This window comes from [Mycoplasma] gypis (genome assembly GCF_016924775.1).
GTDB classification, from domain to species: Bacteria; Bacillota_I; Bacilli_A; order Mycoplasmatales; family Metamycoplasmataceae; genus Metamycoplasma; species Metamycoplasma gypis.
In genome coordinates this window covers 91441-115849 of sequence record NZ_JAFFTD010000003.1, presented here as the reverse complement: position 1 = coordinate 115849, position 24409 = coordinate 91441, and the positions used below count along the sequence as shown (strand labels likewise).

At 27.1% G+C, this 24409-nt stretch carries 8 protein-coding genes, 2 tRNA genes and 1 rRNA gene; 3 read left to right on the top strand and 8 right to left on the bottom strand.

From position 1 onward, the window contains the following. Nucleotides 1-195 precede the first annotated feature (195 nt). Nucleotides 196-735, bottom strand: a complete 540-nt coding sequence (locus tag JV175_RS02885) for an NUDIX hydrolase (RefSeq protein ID WP_205499435.1) — start codon at nt 733-735, stop codon at nt 196-198. A 56-nt stretch (nt 736-791) separates the two neighbouring features. Beyond that, nucleotides 792-895: ribosomal RNA gene (rrf, locus tag JV175_RS02880) — 5S ribosomal RNA — on the bottom strand. Between the two features lie 151 nt (nt 896-1046). Here rrf and JV175_RS02875 point away from each other — a divergent pair. Next, nucleotides 1047-1130 (top strand) — tRNA-Tyr (locus tag JV175_RS02875). Nucleotides 1131-1137: 7 nt separating this feature from the next. Continuing rightward, a tRNA-Gln gene (locus JV175_RS02870) sits at nt 1138-1212 on the top strand. 52 nt (nt 1213-1264) lie between these two features. Here the strand turns inward: JV175_RS02870 and recO are convergent. From recO to JV175_RS02855, 3 genes are read right to left on the bottom strand one after another with little or no spacing between them, the layout of a single operon-like run. Further along, the gene (gene recO / locus JV175_RS02865; RefSeq protein WP_205499434.1) at nt 1265-1927 is read right to left on the bottom strand and encodes a DNA repair protein RecO; all 663 of its coding nucleotides are present in this window, start codon (nt 1925-1927) and stop codon (nt 1265-1267) included. A gap of 39 nt (nt 1928-1966) precedes the next feature. After that, nucleotides 1967-3610 (bottom strand): HinT-interacting membrane complex lipoprotein P60, encoded by a 1644-nt coding sequence (locus JV175_RS02860; RefSeq protein WP_205499433.1) that lies wholly within the window; start codon nt 3608-3610, stop codon nt 1967-1969. After that, the gene (locus JV175_RS02855) at nt 3610-5790 is read right to left on the bottom strand and encodes a HinT-interacting membrane complex protein P80 (protein WP_205499432.1); all 2181 of its coding nucleotides are present in this window, start codon (nt 5788-5790) and stop codon (nt 3610-3612) included. The genes JV175_RS02860 and JV175_RS02855 overlap by 1 nt, the downstream gene beginning before the upstream one ends. Before the next feature lie 131 nt (nt 5791-5921). On the opposite strand from JV175_RS02855, the gene JV175_RS02850 reads away from it, so the two are divergent. Continuing rightward, nucleotides 5922-6674 (top strand): hypothetical protein, encoded by a 753-nt coding sequence (locus JV175_RS02850; RefSeq protein WP_205499431.1) that lies wholly within the window; start codon nt 5922-5924, stop codon nt 6672-6674. Between the two features lie 53 nt (nt 6675-6727). Here the strand turns inward: JV175_RS02850 and JV175_RS02845 are convergent, their stop codons facing one another. The 3 genes from JV175_RS02845 to JV175_RS02835 all read right to left on the bottom strand — a co-directional run bounded on the left by JV175_RS02845 (nt 6728) and on the right by JV175_RS02835 (nt 24405). Beyond that, nucleotides 6728-7429: an MAGa3780 family membrane protein gene (locus JV175_RS02845; RefSeq protein WP_205499429.1), complete on the bottom strand. Its 702-nt coding sequence runs from the start codon at nt 7427-7429 to the stop codon at nt 6728-6730. 213 nt (nt 7430-7642) lie between these two features. Continuing rightward, nucleotides 7643-15964 (bottom strand): hypothetical protein, encoded by an 8322-nt coding sequence (locus JV175_RS02840; RefSeq protein ID WP_205499427.1) that lies wholly within the window; start codon nt 15962-15964, stop codon nt 7643-7645. A gap of 14 nt (nt 15965-15978) precedes the next feature. Further along, on the bottom strand, nt 15979-24405 hold the full coding sequence (locus JV175_RS02835) for a hypothetical protein (protein ID WP_205499425.1): 8427 nt from the start codon (nt 24403-24405) through the stop codon (nt 15979-15981). Nucleotides 24406-24409 lie beyond the last annotated feature (4 nt).

Sequence of the window (24409 nt, the reverse complement as noted above, 5' to 3'; positions counted from 1 at the left end):
GGCTTACGGCTTTGATATTTTTAATTATTTAAGAAATTGTTTTTATGAGTAATAATAAAACAAGACTTCAAAAATATAAACATTTTTTGCAGTGCTTTCAGTATTCTTTTTAATTATAAAAGATATTTATTGTTTTAGTTTTTTTGTGTTAAAACAAAATAAATAAAAAGCTAGCATAAAAGCTAGCTAATCTTTTTATTCTTCGTCCAGTTTGTAATATAAATTAATGAGTGAAGTAAGTACAGGAGTCTGCTTTAAAATTTCTTTCAATTCTGCTTCGCTGTGTCATTTATTATAACTAATTTGTTCAAAAATTGTTCCATCTCCAGGTGCAGCGCCTTGTTCTAGCCCTGTGACATCAAAAATGTATGAATACACAACTTCATTGCTTTGAGTTGAGGCCAAAAAACGAAATTCTTTAATTAGATTTTCCGGTGTAACTTCAAATCCACCTTCTTCTTTTGTTTCTCTTATTGCGGTTTGTAGCCTATCTTCATTATCTTCACAACTTCCTGTTATAGGACATGGAAAACAATCAGTTCATTTTTGTTTTTCTTTTACTTCAGGAATTGGTTGATAACGAATTAAAAATTCTCGTTGTCCTGATACGTTTTTTCTAAAACAAAGTACAGCAACGGAATCAACCCCTTTTCTTTGTGCATATACAAAACCTTTTGACGTTTCATATAAACTAATTCATTTATTATAGTAAAGTAATTTCTTTTCTTTTTTCATATTATTCTTCTTTATTCATTAATTTATATTTTATTATTTTTAGAAAAAAGTTATAAAAAAAGCAACGTCCTATCTTCCCATACGGTATTGTCGGCGATGAAGGGCTTAACTGCTGAGTTCGGAATGGGTTCAGGTGGACACCTTCTCTGTGGTTGCTACATTGAATATTGTACTATATATTTTTTAAAAGTCAAATAATTTTTTTAATTTATTTACAAATTATTTTTTATAGATATATTTACAAAAAAATTATTAAAAAAATATTGATTTTTTTTGGATTTTTATTATAATAATAAAGCTATTTAGTAAATGGGGGGGTAGCGAAGCGGCCAAACGCGGGTGGCTGTAACCCACTTCCTAACGGTTCGGGGGTTCGAATCCCTCCCCCCCCACCATTTATATTGCCCTTTAGCCAAGCGGTAAGGCAGCGGTTTTTGGTACCGCCATGCGTTAGTTCGAATCTAACAAGGGCAGCCATATCAAGAAATTGACTAAAAAAACACTGAGTAATCAGTGTTTTTTATTATATTTATTGCAAATAGGAATTTTGTTTTATATATTCTCAAAGTTCTTTATAAATTTGTTGTAAAAAGCTAAAATCGATATTGTTAAAAAAATCAATGGGTTTTTGTGATAAAAAATAAATACTAGTTAAATAAGAATCTGGTTTTTTCTTTGTGGAATGGTTAGCACAATAAAAACCACCTTTTCAAAATTCAAAATCAACAATATTGTTTTTTGTACCACATTCTACACATCCATCATATTTAGGGTTTATCCCTAAAGAATCCAGAAGCTTAGCTAACAGAAACACAAAATAAATATAGTCATTACCGTATCCAAAATTAGCAATTAACTTCATATAAGTATTAACAAAATTATAGGAATTATCTGGCAATTGTTCAAATATTTGGATTAGATTGTTTATCACATTAATATCTGTTTTTGGATTAAATTCTTGAATAATTTCAGCACGTTTTAGTTTTGAAATTTTGTTTGCTAAACGTGCTTCAAAAATTTCGCATTCTACAGTATTTAAAATTTGTAATCTAGAGCGGTTTTTGCTGGTTAGTTTTCGTGTTCCTTTAGCTATAAAAGTCACCTTTTTAGTAAGAGTTTGAATAGTTACAATTTCATCGTATTCTTCATATTCAATTTTTTTAACAACAACTCCTTGATAGATTGTTTCCATATTTAATTAAATAGAAAAAACTCCAAAATGGAGTTTTTATTATAATAACCCTTCTGCTGAAAGAACCTTTTTAACAACTGTGTCACTATTAGAGATTTTAAGTCCTAACTTTTGTAAGTATTTGGCAGCTGTTTTATATAATTCTTGATAATCTAAGAAGATAATGTTTTTAGCTAATAATTCTTTTTGTTCATTACTGTTTCATGGAGTGTTTTCTAATGAAAATACTTTTTTAGTTTTTCCGTTTTCAGTAACATCTTTAGCTAAAGGTACTATTTTGGTTAAGTATGCGCCTTTTAATGTTTTTGAAGTTTCATCAAAAATGTTTACGTATGTTGGTAAAAGTGAAGAATCAATTGGTTTTGCAACCGAAGCCTGTTTAGATATTACTTCAGTAACAAAATCATAACTTAGTCTAGATTTTAAATTTGGTATTGATATTGTTACAAATAGACGACTTAAATTATCGTTTTTAACTGGTGATAATTTTAATTTATACTCAACTGTGTATTGTTTTGAATTAAATTCAACATTTTGGTCATATGTGTCTTGTGTTCCAACTTTTAATGAAGCACCTTGAATTTCAAAATCGCTTACTTCATATGCTGTCTTAGATTTAGAAGCTTCTTTTAAAGCTACAACAGGTGTGTTTTGAATCTTATTTAATAAAATTTTACTGAATTCAAAATCATCTTGTGAATACACTTTTCCTGTTTTTGGATCTACAAAACCACTAACAACTTGTGTAGCATTTTTTAAAGCATCTACTGAATAATTCATGTCATTTTGTTTTACTGAGTTATATTTTACAACTCCACGATAACCTAGTAATTTTGTTACATCAATTGAATCGTTAGAATCTAAAATTAATTTAGAATCTTGAGATGTTTGTATATCTTCTGCGCGTTTGTTAGCTAGTGAATTAAATGTGTCAACACTGTCTACAAAAGCGTGTGATTGTAATAATTGAACATCCTCTTTGCGTTCATAATTTCAGCTTTGAGCTAAATTATTGTCTAATAAATATTTAATTAAATATAAATCATTAGATGAAGAATCTAACATTTCATACATTTGTTTTTGTTGACTTTTTAAAGAATCTTTTGACATTTTTTCAAAGTCTTTGTCTTTGTTGTTGTCTTTTGAAAGAACTTGTAATTCTGAACGGTTTTTTAATAAATAGTTAAGAACAACAACCATTTTTTCAATTTCTAAACGAATATTTTCAGACAAGAAAGCTGAATTTTTGAATAAAAATTGCATATCTGAATCTGAAGGAATCTCTCATTCATTTGGATTAAATCCTGTAACGTCAACTTCTTTTTTAACTAAATCAGCCTTTAAATTAACAAAAAACATTCCATCTTTTTGTAATTTATTTTGAGCATAAATTTTAAATAATGAAGAAAAATCTTTATAAAAAGCTGACGATTCGTTTGCGAATAAGGCATCAACAAATGATCCTGAGTTTGCTCTTACATCATTTTTATATAAGGTTTCAATTAAAGCATTAGCATATGTTGTCAGAATAATGTTTTTTGAACTTTCAGAATTTAAAACATCGTTTTGAGTTCCTCTTTTATTTGAATCCACATCATTTTTACATGATACAAAAGCCAGTGGAGTAGCAGCAGCTAATGTGATCGCTAAACCGCTAAAAAATAATTTTTGTTTTTTAGTCATTATTTATCTCCTTTGGGACTTAATTGGTTTTTAATTTCATGAAAGATAAAGCGCACATATTCTTCTGTGTCATGTCCTTTAACATATCATTTATTTTCGCTTGCATTATATACATAATCAGAATTTAATTCTTTTGAAATTAATGGCGCAACATATTCTTTAATTTGTGCTTGTTTACCAACAAGGAATTGGCTATTTGATTCATTTAATATATTTTTTGAATAATCTTTTGCTCTATTAATATCTTGGTCTGTGTATTTTTGAGTTGTTGTACTTAAATATGGTTTGTAGTCCAATGTTTTTAAATATTCAACAAATCCTGCATCTGAAAGCATTTTTGACATTTTAAAATCGTCAGTAAACATTGTGTTAAACATGTCTTTAACTTTGAATAAAGGTTGTAGACTTGAGTCTTGAACATTATTAGCATAACGATTTAAATCGGACATAATCAATTTAAATGCGTTTTCTCTTGAGTTAATGAATTTAGTACTTAAAATATGTAATCCTGTTGTGTTCAAGAAAGCTTTATTGTCACCAAATTGATATACTGTTGCAGCTTGATAACTGTCATTAACTTTTAATAAATCTCTTAAAATATTTCCCATTAATTCATCATAGTTTGTTAAATCATCAATATAAGTTGCAATTTTTTTATTATTTTCAATTGCTTTTTTAACTTCTTCTTGACTTCAAGCTTTTTTATCTTGAGTAAGAATTTGTGCATATGAAGGTGAATTTTTGAAAATAACTTCGATGATTTTTTGTTTTAATTGTGCATAAAAATCATTAACTACTTGCGGTTTGAATAATGAGTCATTATTAATAATTGAAATATAAGGAGTTCAATATTCTGCTTTTTTATCTTTTAAAATATTCTGAATTGATTGAAAACCATTTGAACCATATGTGCTTGCATTTTCATTACCTAATACACTTAAAAGCAAGCTATCATTTAAAGCTTGTAATTTTTGTGAACTTGATAGTGTTTCTCCTGAAGCAAATGGTTTAATACCACTAAAGTCATTTAATCTATTGATTGGTAAATCGATTTCTGAAGCACTTTCAGTTTTAAAGTCTGTAAACGCTAGTAATTTCTTTAGATCATTTTTTGCAAATTTAAAAGGTAGGTCAGCTGAGGTTTGATTTTGAGTCATTGGTAAAGTTATTTCTGATGAAATAACAGGTTTAGTTGCCAATCATTGATCAACATAAACTGTTGCATCCTTTTGATCATTAACGAATGATTTAGTTGTAAAAGCATACACTTTAGCTGTGTCTTGTGTGTTTGAAACTAATGATTGTTGTGGAATTACAACGTTAGCATTGTCCCCTGAAGCTTTTAAAAAATGTAAATCATTTGCAGCACTACCAAAATGAATTACATCACCTTTGTTTGCGACTTTAACTTCAACATTTTTAGCTTGTTTAGAATCTCAGTATGTATATTTAACATCTTTGTTTGCAACAATTCCATTAATTAACTCAGAAACAGTAAAATCACTATTGATTTCAATTTGATATCTTCTAAAAGCATCTTTTTTAATTTCTTGTGCAACTAAATAGTTAATTGCGTCTTCTTTAGTGTTTGATTTACCATATTGTTCTTTAGCCAATTCTTCTTTAAATGGTGTTTGTCATTTTTCATAACCAAATTGTTTTTGGAAACGATTTTCTAAATTATTTAACTCATCTGTTTTTGATTTTTTAATGTCATCTAAAGATCTTAGTTTAAAGTGTTTTGCTTGTGCATCGGTTTTATTAGCATTATAAACAGCTTCGTATCATGCTGAAGCTTTATATTCTTGTTCATATAGATAGAATGCCATTTGATCACTTATATTTGTGTATATGTGTTTTGATGAATTTAATTTTTCGTTGTTTTTTAGCAGATCTTCATATGTTACATTTATTTCTTTTCCGTCAGGAAGAGCAATAGTAAAAACTTTATCAGTGTTTCTTAATGTTGGAAAATCTTCACGAGTTTTTTTAGCCGCTACTGATAAAGGAATTGCAATACCTGCAGTCAGCACACCAACAATAGCAAGTCCTAAAACAACTTTTGGTCATTTTTTCTTAACAACAATTTCTTCTTTTTGTTGTTGCTGTGGTTTTTTATTTTGAGCAGCTTTTGTTGTATTAAAACGTGCAATTTTTTTAGCTCAATTATTATTAGCCATCAATACTCCTTAAAATGTTTTATATGTAATATAAAATAATTAAATTATAACCGATATACAGTTATTTTCGCAGTACAAAATGGTTTTTTGGTTTGGGTTTGTGCATAAAAAATTAAGGTATAATTTTATTTATGAATAACATTTACGATAAAAAATGAACATTATTAAAAGAATTTATTGATATTTGCAAAGAAAACAATTTGTGATATTCAGCTGACGGATACACACTTCTTTCAGCTGCAACTAACTTTGATTTCACTCAAAATCTCGAGTATTTTGAAGTAATGATGAAATACGACTCATACGAAAAATTAAAATTTTTATTTCCCACTCGTGTTGTAGATAATACTACTATTTCGCTTTACAAAGATTTACAAATAAAATTTGTTTTTAACGAAACCAATATTTTTGAAGACACAAACTTCATAAAAATTAATTTAATAATGCCTACAACACTAAAAAAAGTTAAAAAAATTAATTCATTTTCAAACATATTTAGATACAAATTGCAATATTTTAAAACATTTAAAAACACAACTTTATTTTCAATTAAAGCTAAAAAGTTTTTTGCTAAAATGTTAAGCGTGTTTTTTAAAACAATTACTTATAAAGAAGTTGTAAATAAAACTTATGAAGGGCATTACGAAGGATTTTTTGTTGCTAAAAACCTTTCAAAGAAATTATCGAATCGTTGAATTTCTAACCTGTCTAATCACGTTGTTATTTTTAAATGAAATGATTTAGAAATAAACGCTTTAAATGAATATAGTGATTATTTAAAAATAAATTTTGGCAACGATTTAAATAAAGTTAAAATACCTAATTCTAAATATTTTTATCTAAATGTAATAGATATTGACAAAAAAGAAAAAGATGAAAAATAAATAATTTATATAAAAAAACAGAAAGGCTTGTTTCTTAAAACCTTTTCTGTTTTTTATTTTTCGTTTTTGAAGTTAATGTTTGAAAGTTTTTTATATAAAAACGCGATTCCTGGAGCCAATAAAAAAGCTATTAAAACCATTACTAAATTTAAGATAATGACTAAAATTGTTTTATCCCCATAATAAAATAATGGGTGTTTAAAGTTTAAAAAACTGTATATTACAAGATCGTAATTAATAAAGTTTTGCGAAGTTTCTTCCACACCTTCCATTGCTTTAAGGCCAATAAAATACATGCTTAAGGCGAAAAGATAATATGCTACAATTGGTAAAAATGTTAATCAAGCAGTCTTTTTATCAATAAAAATATCTTTTTTATTAAAAAACAATAAAAATATTGCAATAACAGGATTTACTAAATGTAATAATGTTGAATTAATTAATTTAGGAACGTTGCTATGTCTTTTAATTGAATCGGGGAAAATTAAAGCTCAGTAGACTAAAAAAGTTATAGTAATTAAAGTTGTAGCAACAAACGCTAACTTTTGAGCTGTTTTATTTTCTTTTTTAAAAAAGAAAATAAAATAAGCAATAACAGCCACAAGATTCGATATTCAAGTAAATGAGAATAAAAACCTTGTAAAAGATGAAATAACAACAGCGTGAGGCATTTTATTTTCGGCAACCAATTGTAATTGTCTATTGATGATAACATCAAATGTTCAAAGAGTAGCTACTATCAAAATTATTGCCATTAAAGTTATAAAAATACTATTTGTTATCTGTTTTCAATTATAAAAATATTTTTGTTTTATTTTTGTTCTCATGAAATTAGTATACTAAATAAACAAAAAAAAGAAAATTTATTTTTTGTTTATACTTTGATTGTTCAAAATAAATGTAACAAAAAATATAAAAACCCCTAAAAAGTTTAAACTTTTTAGGGGTTAAATTTTTTAAATAGCTTATTATCTTATTTTAAATTTAAAGAAATTAGTTCCTGAATTGTAAACTGCAGGTTTATCTGAAATATTTGATGTAACGTGTGTTTCTTGCGAATTATCATTATCAAATGAAATTAATTTTCCTTTACCATTTACTGGGTAATTAAAATATTTTTCACTTAAATCTTCATGTTTTATAAATGATGTAGAACTTCCATTAAATGTCGCTCCATCTGAGTATATTTTTGAAATATAACCACTAAACTCATTGTTGTTTGCGGCTTTATCAAAGTATGTTGACATATATTTTGCAAAATCTTCTGGACTTCAATTATATCTTGTTTGCCCATTTGGTATTTGGAAATTTGTAGAAGCTATTGAATCATCGTGCAAGTAAGCATTTTTTACATACGAATTTGATTCAAATCAAGTTGTGTATAAAAATAATTTATGTTCTGTGTCACTATAATCAAATTTAAATCTGTAAACATTAACTGTAACGCCAGGCATTGTTGTAGCAACATTCATTAATGATGTTTCTGGTATTAATGGGTAATAAGGTTTATCGTCGCCTGTTAAGTTATTATATTCAGATTCATTTGCTGCTCCATTTATTGCAGGAGCTGAAACTAAAGAACCTGGAACATATTCAAAGAACACTAACTCTCTTGTATTGTCATCAGCTGTAACTTTTAAAATTTGTTTTTTAAATAATTGGTATAAAGCTGAGTATCCACTATTTTCATAGTTTAGAACAGGCGAGTTAATAAATTCAAATTTGTATGAATCTGAATTTTCATTTGGGTTAATAGTAATGAATTTTTGATTTTTTAAAACTTGATCTTTAAAGGCGTTGAAAGCTTTTTGCTCGATTTGTGATTTATCTGTTTCACTTCATCCGGCTTCAACTGGATCTAAAACTTCTACTTTTGAATTAAATCCAACTTTTTCACCTTGATAAATTAATGAACTTGATCCATCTAAAACCTTAATTTCGTTTACGGTTTGGAATGGAATTATTAAGTCAACTAATTCACCTGACTCAGAAGTCTGCTCTGAAATTCCTGTTAATGATGAAAATTCTGTTAAATTTCCTGGTGTATATTCATATTTAATTCTGATTTTTGCGTATTTGACTGCTTCAGTGTCGTGAGCTGTATCAGGTTGTCATCATTGGTTTTGATTTTTAACAATTTTTACTCTGAAAAAGTTTGGATTATAAACTGATTTTACACCTTTTTTAACATCAAGTTTTGTAAAGGCAAAATCATTAAATAAATCCAAGAAAACATCTGAGTTTGTAATATCAATTTCATCACTATCAGAACTTTGCATTCCCGATATAACTTCACCTAATTTAGTTCTTGTTGTTGACGATTTAGGAACGACAATTTTGTAACGTTTATCAAATTGTGTTTTGTATGAATCATCAATATTTGTTGATAGTAATTGATTAAATAACATTATTTTATTTTCAACAGGTCATTTAATAAAAGTATCCAGTTGTGTTAATACTGAAGAAATGAATGTTGCCTGTTCTTCATTTACTGCTTCATATGTTTTTAAATTTGAGATTTGGTTTAATTCTGTTTTTACTTCTTGTAATTTAGCAGTGTAATTAGCTTTAATATCATTTGTAAATTCTGAACTTGTGTTTCATCTTATTTTTAAGAAAATTTCTGAAAATAGTTCTTCGAGATTTTTTCTTTTTTCGGTAACTTTATTCACTTCTTCTTTGAATTTAGAAATGAAATCATAGTATAAACTATATGTTTTCTCGATATTTGCATTGTAAGAAGCCAATAAGTTAGCATCATCTGTATCTTTAATCGAAGAACTGTATGTGTTTACCATTTGTTCAATCAATGTTTTTAATGAAGTGGTTCAAATGTTTTTGGATTCCACTAATTTAGCTGGATCAAATAAATTGTTTTGATCACTTGTAAGTGGATTAATTGTTTCGTACATTTTTTGGAATAAACCTTTTTGTGAATCTTCATTTTCAAATAATTGTTTAGCTCTTTCTTTGACAGCATTAATTAAAGAAGTGGTTTTTTCTTTGTTTGTATTTAACAAGTCTAATGCTGGGGATAAATAACCTTCATTTGCACTATCTTCAAGTCCAACTTGTAAATAGCTATCCAAGTCAAACGGTCTGTTTAAAAATCCATTTGACTCATTTAATTGTGTTGTTGTTAATTCAATATATTTACTATTAACTTCTTCAGTTTTTCTTGTTTTAATATCGGCAAATTCATCTTTAAATACACGAATTTTTTGATTAGATTGGTTTATGGTGTTTTGCATATGTTGATAAATACTAATAATTAAAGCTTTTCTTGCTTCCACAGATTGTTCGATTCTGTTAGTTAAAACAGCTACTTTATTTTCGTTTTCATCAATCGATTTATCAAAGACTTCAATTGCTTTTTCTTCAAAATCTTCAGGAATTAACTCAACTAATGAAGGAATATTAGATGTTCTTATTGCGTTTAATAATGAGCTTGCTTTTTCTTTTACATTACTTGCATCTTCTTGTTTTTGATTAACTAAATTTCTAATAGCATTGTCGATACTTTCATTAGCAGTAATTTTTGCATTTTCGTCGTTATCTTGTACAGTGTTAATTGAGTTTAATCCATTCAATACTTCTTGAAGTTTTTCATATTCTTCATTTGATTTTGAGGATTCTAAATATGCTTTTGAACCTTTTTGTTGGTATGAGAAATATTCAGAAGCTTTATCTATACTTTGTCTTAAATTTTTTGAGTTTGCAAAAACATATGGAATAGAATCGTTTGTATGTGTTTCAGGATTTAAATATGTGTTATACAAGTTGTCAAAGAATGCAGCTTTATCACTAGCTTGTTCTTGACCATCATTAACCATTCTGCTTACATTTTCCAACTTATCAAAGATTACTTGTTTTTCTGCTTGAGAAAGAGTTCCGTTTGAATCAACTTCATATTTTAATAGTGCATATTGATTTCAGAATTTTAATTCAAGCACTGAATCTTCTAGTTTGTCTTTTAAGTTGTCAATGTTTTGGGCATTACTTTCGGTTTGATAACTATTAATTGTCTCTTCAATTAACTTTAGAACTTTATTTTTTGCTTCAGTAATAACTTCATAACCAAAATCTCTTGTTGTTGATAATACTTCATCAGCAAGTTTTTTTTGTTCTGCCAAAGCTTTAAAGTTTGGAGTTATATTTTTAAGAATTTCAATTTGTTGATTTATTGCATTGGTATCGGTTTCTGACTTTAATTCTTGAAGTTCTTTAGAACTAATATTTTGACTGTTAATATCTTTTAAACGACGTGCAATATATTTATGCAATAAAGGATAGATTTGTTTAATTGAACCTTGTTCATCTGATTCTAAAACGTTATCTGAATATTCTTTGATATTTTGAGCATTTTCAATTCTTATTTCGTTAATACTCTTAATTTGATCAATATCATTACTTAATTTTTGAATTTGTGAATCTAAAATATTATTATTTTTATCTTTTTGATATCTTTGCGAAGGTATTGGTGCGTTATCTCACAATGTTGATAACATTAAATCAATATCTGTTTGATATCCTGCGTAAAATGGATCAGTTGATACCGATTCATATGCAAGTTTTCATTCACTGATAATATCTGAAGCCACTTTTTCCTTTTGAATTAACAGCAATGCTTTTTGTGCTCTTGCTTTCATCACTTTTAAAAGTTCTTTTTGAGCAGCTACGGTATCTAATGTATTTGTGTCTTCTGAAGTTTTAAAAATTGAATCTTCTTGAATGTTGTCAAGTCATTTATTTACTTGCGATTTTTTAATTTCTCCTGATGTTCCTTGATATGCAAAGAAATCAACATAGTTTTCTATTTTTTGACTTTCAGGGTTTGGAGTTCCATTTAATTGTTGTTTTGCTTGACTAATGATATCTTCAATTTCTTTTGCTGATTTCAGATAAGCAGTTAAATTAATAATATCATCTTTCATTTTTGCTAGTTTATTAACGTTTTCCAGTGTTGGAATGTAATTGTTTTGAGCCAGCGAAATCGATTCTTGTAATTGCTTTTTAAATTTAGAAACTGCATCAGAAGTTGTATCCCCGAGATCAGTTAAAGCGTCTTTACCTATTTTAACTGCTTGAACTAAGCTAGTAACTTCTTGTTTTTTATCTTTTAATTGTGTTACAAGCGAGTTAATTTTCTTTAAGTCTTCAATGTTTTGGGTTGTTGCATTTTGTTTTAAAAGTTTATCTAATGAACTGTCAATAATTCCCGCGGCTTCATCATCAACTCCTGGATCAGCTTCAATAAAGGCTTGTTTAAGACCGTTACGCAATCCAGTAGTAATATCTTCAATGTCAAAGTAATTGTCTGTTCTTCATTTATCAATTTCTTTAACTTTTTCATATTCTAATCTTAATTCTTTAGTTTTATCGTCTGCATCCATATAATCACTAGCTGAGTTTGGAATTAATCTTTCTAAAGCTTTAGAAAGAGTCTCATTTACTTCGCTCTTTGATTCTTTTTGTTTAGGATCAGTAATTTTGTTTCATTGTTGTAATTGCTCTGAAACAAGTAATTGAGTTGCGGCTAATTTTTCAAAGTCTTCAAGTTCTTTTTCGGCTTTAGTTAATTCTTGTTGGGTTGCAGCAACATTGTTGATTTTTTTGTTTAAATTATCAATGAATTCTTGAATTTTGTCTTTAGCTAAATGAACAGCCTCTTTTGCTGGTGATTCAAGGTTTGTTGAATCAAAATTATCATTATTTTTTAGTACTTCAAGTGCAGCTAATCTATTGTTTAATTTATCTTTTTGGTAAGAATTTAATAAGTTTTCCTTAAATTTATCCAAGTCTTCAATTGTTGTAGAATCTTTATTTTTAGCTTCATTAAATTCTTGTTTTGCTTTCTCATAAAGCGGGAATTGATCATTATTATGCCCTGGTAATTTATGTGTATCATCAATTTTGGTGTCGGTAACTTTAATAACATCATCTTCAATTTCTTGAACTTTTCCATTATAATCACTATCAATTTTTACTTTTTTCTGTTTTAAATTAGCAATTTTTTCTTGTAATTCTTTGTTTTTAGCTCGTAATTGATCAGCGTCTAGGAAATCAGAAGTAACTGCATCTTCGTACTCAGAATTTAAAGAATCAATTTCATCCGCAATATCTTGATAAATATCTTTACCTTTTTCACTACCTAAAATTCTATTTAAATCAACAAGCGAAGATTTTAAGTCTTTTTGCGCCTTTGCTTTTTGTAATGCTTTTTCTATTTTTTCATATTTTTCTTGCGAAGTTTGTGGATCATCATTTGCAGATATTAAATTTTCTGAAATTATTTTATTAAGTTCAGTAACAATCTGTGGATCATCATTTTTGTTGTTATTAGCAAATCCTAAAGCTTTATTTGTCACATCAGCAAGAGGAACAAATGCCTTAAATTTATCTGCTGTACTTTTTAATGTATTTAATCCATTTTCTTTTTCAGATTCTTTAGCTAATGAGTTAATTTCAGAAATTTTTTGGTTGAATTTTTGAGCTTCAGGTTCTCTTGAATTTGTTTGTTGAGATTGGATTTTTGAATTTTTATTGTTAATAATGTCACGTTGCAATGAAATATTTAGCTCAGAAGCTGTGTTTTCTAATGCTTTCTTTTCAGCTTGTAAATCTTTTAAATCAGGAATTTGGCTGCTGTTAATCATTTCAATAAGCTGAGTTGCTTTATGAATTTCATTTTTTGATTCTTCAGTTGCTTTTTCAACGTTTTTAGAAGCAAATTCATCAGTATTCACTACTTTACTTGTTTCTTGGTTTTCTTTAATATTTTTGTCTAATTCAAAAACTAAAGATACTGAATCAGATAATTTTTGAATATCTTGTCCAATTTTAAGCTTGTCGTCATCTGATAAATGTTTTAACTTAAGTTTATTTTTAAGTGCTTCGATTTTGGCGTTTAAAACATTATTTCCTTGTGAACCCTTAAAATCGTTATTATAAGTTTCATTTACTTTTTGTTGTAATTTATTTAATGAATCGTTTAAATCATTTAAGCCATTTGCATTATTTAAATTTTCATATGCATCTAAAAGTTCTTTATTTAATTTGTTAATGTCTTCTATAGATAAACTTTCGTCTTTAAAAGCGTTTACAACCTTGTCTTGTATCTTTTTAAGTAAGTCAATTTTATCTTTTAATAATTCTGCTTTTTCTGGATTTTGTGAAATGCTATCAATAAGTTCATCAGCATCTTTTGATATTGTATTTAAATCATTTAATCCTTTGGTTTTGCCCTTTAAATTATTAATTCGATTGCCAAGATTAATAAATTCAGGTTCTAAATTATTATTTGTATCTGCTTGTTTTTTTAGATTATCTAATTGCTCTTGATATTTCTTTAAAATGTCTAATTGACTTTTTTCGTTTTTCGATGGTTTTCAGTTAGGATCACTTGTTTTATTGTATGTTAAATTTAAAATCTTTTGGGACTCATCTAAAGACTTTTGAAGTTGCTCAATGTAGATGTTGTATTCTGATTTTAATAATAAAGATGAATATTTCTTTATTTGTTTTTCTAATTCAGGACTTGAGTATACTGAAAATTCCAAAATCATTGGTTCTGATTTTGCATTTAAATCATTTAATGCAACAATAATATTTTCGTTTTGTTTAGCATCTACAGTTGAAAGTTTTTCAATGTTTTCTTTTGATAATTTTACTAATAATTTCAATTCTGATTTAAGATCTTGACGATGCAATTCATTATAAGATTTCGTAATGATACTTAATTCACTTGGTTTTAGTGAAGTCTTTTTAAGTGTTTGGGCCAAGTTTTGTAATAAATTGTTTTCTGCACTTAAAATAGAGCTAAATAAATCAGGTGTTTTTGTTAATTTTTCAGAATTTGTTTGAAGTCTTATTTTTGTTGAATCAATTGAATCTTGTAAGTTATATAACTGTTGTTTAATTTGAATAAGATTTGATAATTCTTGTGTTATACCTTTAATAGATTTCTCAAGCGAGAAAGAATCTTGCGAATCATTTACTGCTTTAACAATTTGGTCATTAAAGTATTTAACCTCAGTGGTTAGCAATGTATTATTACCTTGACTTTGTTTCAAGAAATCATTAACTTGGTTAATTGTTTGAAGTGAATTATAGAGATTAGATAACTCTAAAACTAATTTAGCTTTTTGGTTAATAAAAGCATTTTTATCATTTGTACTGTCAATAAAATTAGGATAATCATTATTATTTTTAATTCTGTTTGCCAACAATTGTAATGGTTGTAATTTATCATCCATTGAAACAACAAAAGTTCTTAAGTTATTTTTTAACTCATTAAGATTTCTTTGAGTATCATTAACTGTTTCTAACGCTAATTCTGTTTCTTTTTGAAGTTTTTTAAAGTCATCCAATGTTTCAGCGATATTTTGTTTTGCTTTTAAATTATTTAAATATTTAGAAATAATATCTTTAATATTTTGTTGTAAATAATTATTGTTAAGACTAGAACTTAATTGATTCATTTTGTCTGACAGACTATTTTTTAATGTTTCAAATTGTTCTTTGTTTTCTAAATAATTGTTGTAATTATTTTTAATACTTTTCAACGCTAAATCAATTTCATTTTTTCTAAATTCTTTTGAAAAAACTTCTTTTTTAATTTGATCAAAAATTGTTTTTGCTTTATTTGAAACACCCTCGTTAAAAAATTCTTCAATTCCTATTTTCATATTATCAAGTGATAAAGGATTTTCAGGATTTAATAAAGGTGAAATAATACTTTTTCGTGAATCTAAAACGGTTTTTAAAGATTTGGTGAATGAGTTAACAAAAAAGTTTTTTTGTTCTTTACTTATATCATTAAAGTTTTTAATAAAAGAATCAATATCAGTATTATTTAAATTATCGAATTCTTTTAATAGTTCTGCTTCACTAATTCTGTTTCTTTGAGTATACAAAACAATTTTAGCTTCCATTAATTCATTATCGTTTAGTTTTTTGTCATCAGAAATTTTTGATATTAAGCTCTGTGTAAATTGATCAAAAAATTCGTTTTCAAATTTATTTGTAGATTCAAAAATATCATTTATATTTTTGTTTTCTTTTCAGTTGTTTTTAGCTTCTTTAAATAATTGGTTTAATTCTTCTGTTTTATTTTTGTCTGAATTTAAGAAGTTTGAATATGTTGAAAATTGTTGACTTGTTTTTTCAAAAGTTTTTCTAAAATCAGTTTTTGAACTGTCGAATTTTTCATTTATTAATGATAAAGCTACAATTCCTGATACTGTTGCGACGGTTAAAACGCCGACTAATGATAATAATTTTTTATTCATATTTTCTCCTTAAATTAGTGTAGTTTTAGTTTAATATCAAACTTCTTAATTTTTGTTGCAAAATCGACTGTTCCTGGATACATGCCACTGTCAGTTTGTCCACTAACAGCTCCATTGAATCATCTTTTCGAAGTTTCTGTTAAGAATCTAGTATCTCAAACATATCCTAAACGGTCTGCACGACCAGTTAGAGAACTTGCTAATTTTCTTGCAAATGCTTCTGGCAAGTTATTTTCAAGACCTCATTGTTGTGCTTGTTTATAAGAATTATTTAAAAATTCTTGAGTCAATGAAGTATTTACACTTATAGAAGTTCCTTCGACTGTTTTTGCTGATGGACTACTGTCGAAATCAGGATAAACAACTCTAAATTCACTTCCTTCTTGACCTTGATCACTTGTATTAACTCCATAACCCATTGTTATTTTGAAGTTTTCGTCTGAAGCTGTGTCAACCTCACCTTTAAATAATTGGTGAAGGTTAATGATTATAAATTTTGTATTATCTGTTGTTGAAACCATAGGAACCGCTAAGTCGATATAGTAAGAATATTTATATTTTGTTCCTTCAATTTCTAATTTTGTTTCCATTGGTGCTCAGTAAACAAACTTAGAACCATCAGATCTTGCATATTGTTTATAATTTGTACCATTAAATGTGTACACAAAATTATCGTTATATTCAAACTTAACTCTAAATGATGGTGATGAAGCATTATTATTTGGATTCTTTTGATCCGCATCATCTACACTAACTGTTGCATTATCTGAGAATGAACCTATTCCCCGTGTTTTTAATTCATAGAATGAATTTTTCATAAATGCAGCTAAATAGTTAGGCACTATTGTGTATTTATTTCAACCCGCCTCATTCATTGAGAAAAGTCCGCTTGTAGTCATATTATTTTGAATAGCTTGATCAGAAGCACCTTCAAAGTTAGCTTTTCTTACACGCATTCAATCATATGTTTTGAATGTAACAAGTATATTTTCAAAGTCATATTCAAAAGAAGGAACATCATTAAATTCTGTATCATGTTGCTGTGCTGTTGGTTCATATACAAATCTTAAATTTAAAGCAACTTTTTTAATTGATGTATCTGATTGTAAATAAACTTTTGCAAATTCTGCATTACCTGAAGATGGTTTTTCAGCATAAACGTAAACTTTAACATTATCTAAGTTGTAAGGTAATGGTAGACCTGAAGAAGTTTTTAAAATGTTAAACTCTTTAAATAAATCTAATAAACCATTTTGCCCATTTAGTACTTTATATTGATATGTTTTATCGTTTTTGGTGAATGTATTTTCGGATACTGGAATTTCGTTTAATTTTTGTAAAAATGTTTCAGTTAAAGAAGAATCTAAAGTAACAATATTGTCATAATTTTGATATTTTTGACCATTAACATTTTGTCTTAAGAAATTAAAGAAATATTGTAAGTTCGCTTTTTGCAACAGTCATGCTCTTAAGTTTTTAATTACTTTGAATGCTTTTGTTGATAGATCTAATTCAGCTGGAACGCTTTGAGTATTTAAATTAAGTTGTGTATTTATATCGTTTTGTATTGCCTTGGCTGTTGAAGTTTGAACGAAATACGCCTTATTTATTGCAGCAAAATAAGGATTAGAGTCTAAATTATCTGTATCAAATTTATTAAATGGTTCTTGATTATTAGCGACAAAGCCTAACATTTGTTCAAAATTTGTTCGTTTATCAATGTAATCATTAAATATATGTTTTAACGAACTATTTTCATCTAAGCTATCGCCAAATAAAATCTTATTTAAGATATTATCAATATTAACAAGTGTTTTTGCATAGTCACGGTATGAATTGAATGTATTTTTTCTTTGCTCTTCAATATCTTGGTGTGTTTCAACATTATAGTCAATATTAGATTCTTCATTATCGGTTAAATTATTCTCCAAGCTTTCCAATTGGGGATAGTCTCTTAAAAAGTTTTCAATATTACTTTGTAATGTTCCATTAAACTTATTGATTAACTTTAGTACATTTCTTATTTGATTTGCAGACGAATCATCTTGAGATGATGATAAGTCTTCAAATTGAGCTTTAAATCCAGTATATTGTTCTTTTCCTTGAATCATTTTCGCTGTTGAGTTTGATTTAAGTGTTTGATAAATATCACTAATTATGTCAATTTTTGATTTAAATATTGATAAAAATTCAACACGATAATTATCTAAGTATCTAAAATCACTAGGATCAATATTTGCTGCTTCCAGAGCTTGAGCAACTGTATTGTTTCAAGAATCTAATTCTTCATTAGTTGTGCCAGTAATTTTTTGATATAAAGCAATCATTTCAGGAGCTAAATTATCGCTATTTCCTGTTACTCCATCTTTTAATAAATCAATGTATTTTTTCAATTTATTTGCAACTGAAGTTAAGTGATTTTTTTGTCATGTAAATAATTTAATTATTTGCTGTTTATATAAATCTTTTGAAGTTGCTAGTTTTGAATTGTAATCATCTAGAACTTGCCCGCTACTTATATTAATGTTGTTTAACGGGGTTACAGCATCCGATTCAAAATTAGGCATTAATGGGCTAACATTATTAGTTCCAGAAACAAGATTAAATTGAGTTTTAATGAAATTTAATAATGAATTAGCTCTTGTATATTGTTCATTTAACTCTACAGTTTTTTCTTTCTTAATTAGAGCGATAATTCCTGTAAATGAATCACTAATTTTACTGATAATTTCTTCTTTGTTTGAATTTATTGATTGAATTGCAATATCTTTAGTTTGTAATTGGTTATCTCTTTGATATTGTGAAGGAATTGTTGAGTTGTCCACTATAGCTTTGTCGATATATTGATTTAATTTTTTGTAGTATTCCTTCATTTTTGCATTTTCACGCGATGAATCAGATGCTTGTCATGTTCTAGCTTCTTCAATTATATTGTGTAACTTCAATGAGTTTTCCATTGCTCTTGATACTGAAAAACTTCCAGAACCATCAATATACTTAACTCTTAATGCATTAAAGCCATCCGCACTATTAAGAGATGAATTTCTTTGAATTTCTTGAAATGCAGTAACAAGAATATCATTTAATGGTCTTTTTTCTGCCGCTTCCAATACATTATTAGATTCAATTTCTTTTGCTTTTAAGTAATAAGCCTTTACTAAATATAGTTTTGCAACTTGTGTTTCAATCTTTGTAACTTGTTGATTTAAAACTACTCTTGAATCATTTAAATTAGCATACATTTTTTCAGATTTATCAATTAAACCTGTTTCTTGTTCATTTAAACGAGCAATTTCCTTTTGCATCACTCTATTTGAATTTAAGTCACTTTCAGATTCTATTTTAGCAATTTCATCTTTTGCATGTTTTACTGAATCGGCAATATTTTTATAAATATTTAAATTTGAAAAAATAGTGTTTGCATCTTTTCTGTGATTGCTAATAATTTCTAAAATATTTTCGTATTCAGAAATTGTGTGGTTTTGTTGTCTTAAATCTGCAAAATTCAAATCATTAACTTCTTGTGATTGTTTGTTAAAGAATGTTTCTAATTTTGTTTTTAAAAGTTGGTATTTTTCGTCTGTTTGTGATGTTGCAGTATCTTTTAAAGATTCAGTTACTTTATCAACTAAACCTGTTGTTTCACCATTAATAAAGTCCATCACTTCTTTTCTGTTAACAAATACTTCGTTAATCTGTGATGTGGATGTTTCTAATGTTTCTTTAAGAGCTTTTAAATTAGACTCTTTTAGCTTATCGTTTGTAACTTCAAATTTAGGAATTGATTTTAAAATAGCATCAGCAAAGTTTTTAGCATCAATTTCATAATTTCACGAATGAGAACTGTATCCTTGTGTATTCAACATTGTTGTTTGTTCAGCTATTTTTGTTTTTTGAGCATCAAGTAATTTATCAATTTTGTCAAATTCAATGGTAATTCTTGTTGTTTCTTCTATTTTAATGTTAGGATCTTGTGATTGATTATATAACTGTGTAATATATTTTTTGAAACCTTCTTTTCTATCCGAAGGTTCACCAAAATTTCCTGTACCAGCAGGATAAGTTAGTAAATCTAATTTTTCAAGCAACATATCTTTTGAACCTTTGATATTTGATGCTCTTCTTAATTGTTCAATCAGTAAGTTAAGTGTATCTTTTTTATCTGAAATTTCAGAATCTTGAATAGTTAAATCACCATACATTTGTTGAGATTCAGTAATTTGTGTATTAATCAATTCTTTTATTCTTGCTTCAGCAGGTGATAGTTGTTCTGAATCTGTAGGTAAATTACTTACTGCTGTACTTGCATCTTTTACAGTTTTTGCAAGTTGGCGACTCTCTTCGTATTTTTTATTTAATTCATCTAATTTTTTATCAATCTCTTTAACTTCAGTTACTGAAGATGCTGCTTTATTTTCTTCTGAAAGATTGTTAAATAAAGAATCAATAGTTGATTTAAATTCAGGGTCTAAAGAATCTGAAACAGAATTATCAAATATTTCTTTTGACTGTGAAATTCTTTCTTTTTCACGATTTTTTGAATCTTCTAGGCTAAATGAGTCAATTATTTTTGAACCTAAATTTTGAATTTTTGTTTCAAGTTCTTTTGCTGTGTCACTGTCAGATGGATAATTGTCTTTAATAGCTTTTTCTAAAGCTTCCGGACTTACAAGAGCATCATTAGCTGGTTTAGCCTTTAACTCATTGATTCTATCTAAGGCTTCATTTTGTTTTGTTAATAAACTATTTAAATCCGCAAGTTTTTTAACTTTATCAGCAACATTTTGAACACCTTTAGAAGAAGAGTCACTTTCATTTTCAACTGATTTAGAAAGTGCAATAACAGCATCAGACATTTTTTGTTTTATTTCGTCTGCTAAAGGATCTTGTCTGTCAGCTAATTTTGAAATTTCTTTTTCTAGTTTTGCTTTTTTAAAGTTAAAAGTGTCTTTTTTGGCAGCTAAATCCATTTTTTGTAAAATTTCGTCTAACTGTTGCTGGGTTGTTGCATTATTAGATTTTATTTCATTGTATTTTTCTCATAAATCTTTCAGTTTTGGGAGAGCCGCTTCGTTGTTTTCATCAACAATGTTGTCTGATTTTGCATCATTAACAAGATTTTGATATTTTTCTTCAATAGATGATTTAGTTTTATCAAATTGTGTTTGAATTTCTTCTTTTGCTTCTTTTTGTTTTCTTGTTTCTTGTTCAGCTTTAGTTTTCATTACTTTAAGTGCTGAAAGCGAAGATTCTGGATTTTTAAGAATTTCTTTAAATTGTTCTAATTTTTCATCGGTTGCTGCAATGTTATCCGCAAAAATAGCTTTTTTACGATCTTCATCTGTATAAACTTTTGATAATTCATCCACTGATTTTTCTGAGTCAATTATTACTTGTGAACGTTCGATAGCAAGATTTAATTTAGAGATTTTACTTTGGATGTCAGAGGTTGCGTCAGCTTCATTAATTATAGAATTTTCAATAACTGTTTTTAAACTGTTGTATGCGATTGAATTTTCAGCAGGATCAATTGTTTTCAATTTAAGTAATGCTTCATTTAATTTTTTGGCTAGTTTTTGTTGTTTTTCAATTTTTTCAGTTAAAGAATCCACTTGTTCTTGTGTTAAATTTTGTTTTGGTGTGTTTACGATTTGAGTTCTTTGATTTAAAAGATTTTGAATTGCATCATTAACATTTTTATATGGAGAAATATTAGAATCTTCACCTTTGTAAAGACTCTTAGAAAGCTCATCAGCTTCAGTGTGCAATTTAGAAAGACTAATTGCGATATCTAAATCTTTTTTGCTTTGCTTTAATGTTTCAGTCAATTTATTATAGTCTTCAGGGCTTGTAATACCATCTTCATTTGCTTTTGCAATTAAATCTTTTGCTTTTTGTAAATTTTCACGTGAATTTTCAATTTCTTTAGTTGGTTTATTATTTTTTATCAATTCTGCTTTTTCAATAACTGACGCTAGTTTGTTAGCTTGATCTTCTAATAAAGCTGCTGATTCAGCGCTTTCACTTATTTTTTGAATTTTTTCTTCAATTTTTTTGCGTCTTTGATCAGTTGTTTCTGAATTTAGATATTCATCACGCAATTCCTTTAATTGAGATAAAATTTTTTGTTCTAATGGTGTATCAGCATTATTAACACGATATGGTCCAAAACTATCATTTGTTTTATCAACAGCTGGTTTATATACTCTATTTAGATTGTATTGAATTTTTGCTTCTTTTAAATCATTGATTGCCTTTTGTAATTTTTCTTTTGTTCCTTGAGGATCAGAAGTATTTGGATTTTTAAAATCAATATTTGCTTGCTCTACTAAAGCATTAATTAGTTTAACTTCTCTTGAAAGTGCTTGTTTAGTATCTTCATCTAAACCCGCAACCAAATCATTTGCTTCAGGAATTAAAGTATCTAAATCATGATAGTCTTCAACTCTATCTTTAATAGCATTAATAGTTGTATTAATTTCATTTAATTGTTCTTGTTTTTCAGCAAAAGATAAACTTGAATCTTCTTTTACTAATCGTGCTTTAGTTTCTAATTCTTCTAAGTTTTTTATTAATGATTCTTTGGTTTCGTTTCTTTGTTCCCCGAAAACATTTTTGACAGTTTTAATAACTTGACTTGCTAAATTTTCATTTGCGTTATTTGAATTTTCAATAACAATTTTTTCTTCTTGTTGCTTAAATTCTTTGATTTTAAATTGTAGCTGTTCTCTTGTTGCGCCAGAAAAAGCATCTACTAGAGGTTTGGAATTTTCAATTAATTTTGTAAAATTGTTTCTTGTTTCATCTAAAACAGTTTTGCTTAAAAAGTTATCTGAATTGTTAATTAAATTAGATAGTTCTTGTTTATTTATTAATCTTTCTTTTTCGCTTAATTCTTTAAATTTAGAAATAACACCTTCGACTGGCATGGCTGTTGCCAATGCTAAATCAATGTCAGATTTTAAAGATTCCAAATCTTTTTTAATTTGATTATTTAGTCCGTTAAATTCATGATTATCAATTGAATATTCAACTTGTTGTTTTAATTCTTTTAAAGCGCTCTTTAAATTATTAACAAGATTTGAATTAGACTCAACATTTAAATATAATGCTGAGTATTTTTGCAATGCATCTTCAATATCGTTGCTATTTTGAGCTTCTAGTAAAGAATTATTTAAAGTGTTTTGTCTATCATTGTCAAAAGTTTTTAGTGAATTATTTAGTGAAAAAATGTCATTAGTCTTTTTAACTAATGATTTTAAAAGAAATAAATCAATACTATCCTTTTGAATTCCACTTACTTTTGATAGCAAGTCCTCTTTTGTGTCATCCTCATTAATATTATATTTTTCAAGTAATTTACTGGTGAATTTAATAATTTCAGGATTTGAGTTTTCTTGTAAGTTTTGAATTTTTAAAATTTGTTCTTTATATTTATTTTTGAGTTGTTCTTTATTTAAAAAGTTATTTTCAATTTCTGAATATAAGTTATTAACATATTCATCAAGAGATTCTTCTATTCCTATTGATGAAAGTGTTTCTAAAGCCTTAAAATTAAAGATGTTTTGTTTTAGTTCATTAACTTGGTTTGTTAATTCTTTTTTATTATCATCGTCAATCGCTGAAGATTCAATTAAGTCAATAACATTATTTAATTTGTTTTGGTATTGAACCATTAATGATGAAATTTGTGCATAGTTTTTGTTTTGAACTTGAGAAGATGAATTAAAAGTGTTTTCAAAAATTAATGCTAATTCTTGCATTGTATCATTTGACAGTGTTTCAGAATTTAAGGTATTTCTTAATTTCTGATTTGTGTTTAATACTCTATTTTCTAAATCTTTTGATTTTAATAAACTTGCAAAACGAATATCGTTTTCAAGTATTGTAAAAATTCCAGATTCTAATTCATTGATTGAATCTTTTTGTTGATTTCTTAAATCATTTACTTGTTTTGTAAAAACTTCTTTTGCATCTTCTTGTTGACTGGTTTTGTAATCTTCGAAAACAGTATCTAATTTATTTTTAAAGTCTGTGTCTTTAATGAAAGTCTTCAATTCATTAAATGAGTTATTGATTTCGTCATCATCTTTATTGTGGTTTAATACATTATCAAGTGCTTCTGTAAATTGCATATCATTTTTTAAAGCAACCATTGATTTGATTGATGCGTTTTTATTTTTTAATAATTGGTTTGCATAATTAATCATATTATCATAATTAGCTTTTTGCTGTGGTGTTAGCGATTCACTTTGAGCTTTTGTTTGTAATCTATCACTTTGAGCTTTTAAAACTTCATAAATATTGTTTGATTTTACAAAGTTGTAAACAACTTCTTTTTGTTCATGAACTAGTGACAATGCAACAGCTAGACCAGCAATAGCACTAAAACCAGCTGTTAAAGAAACGGTTGTTAAAACTTTTTTGGTGTTTGATTTCATAAAT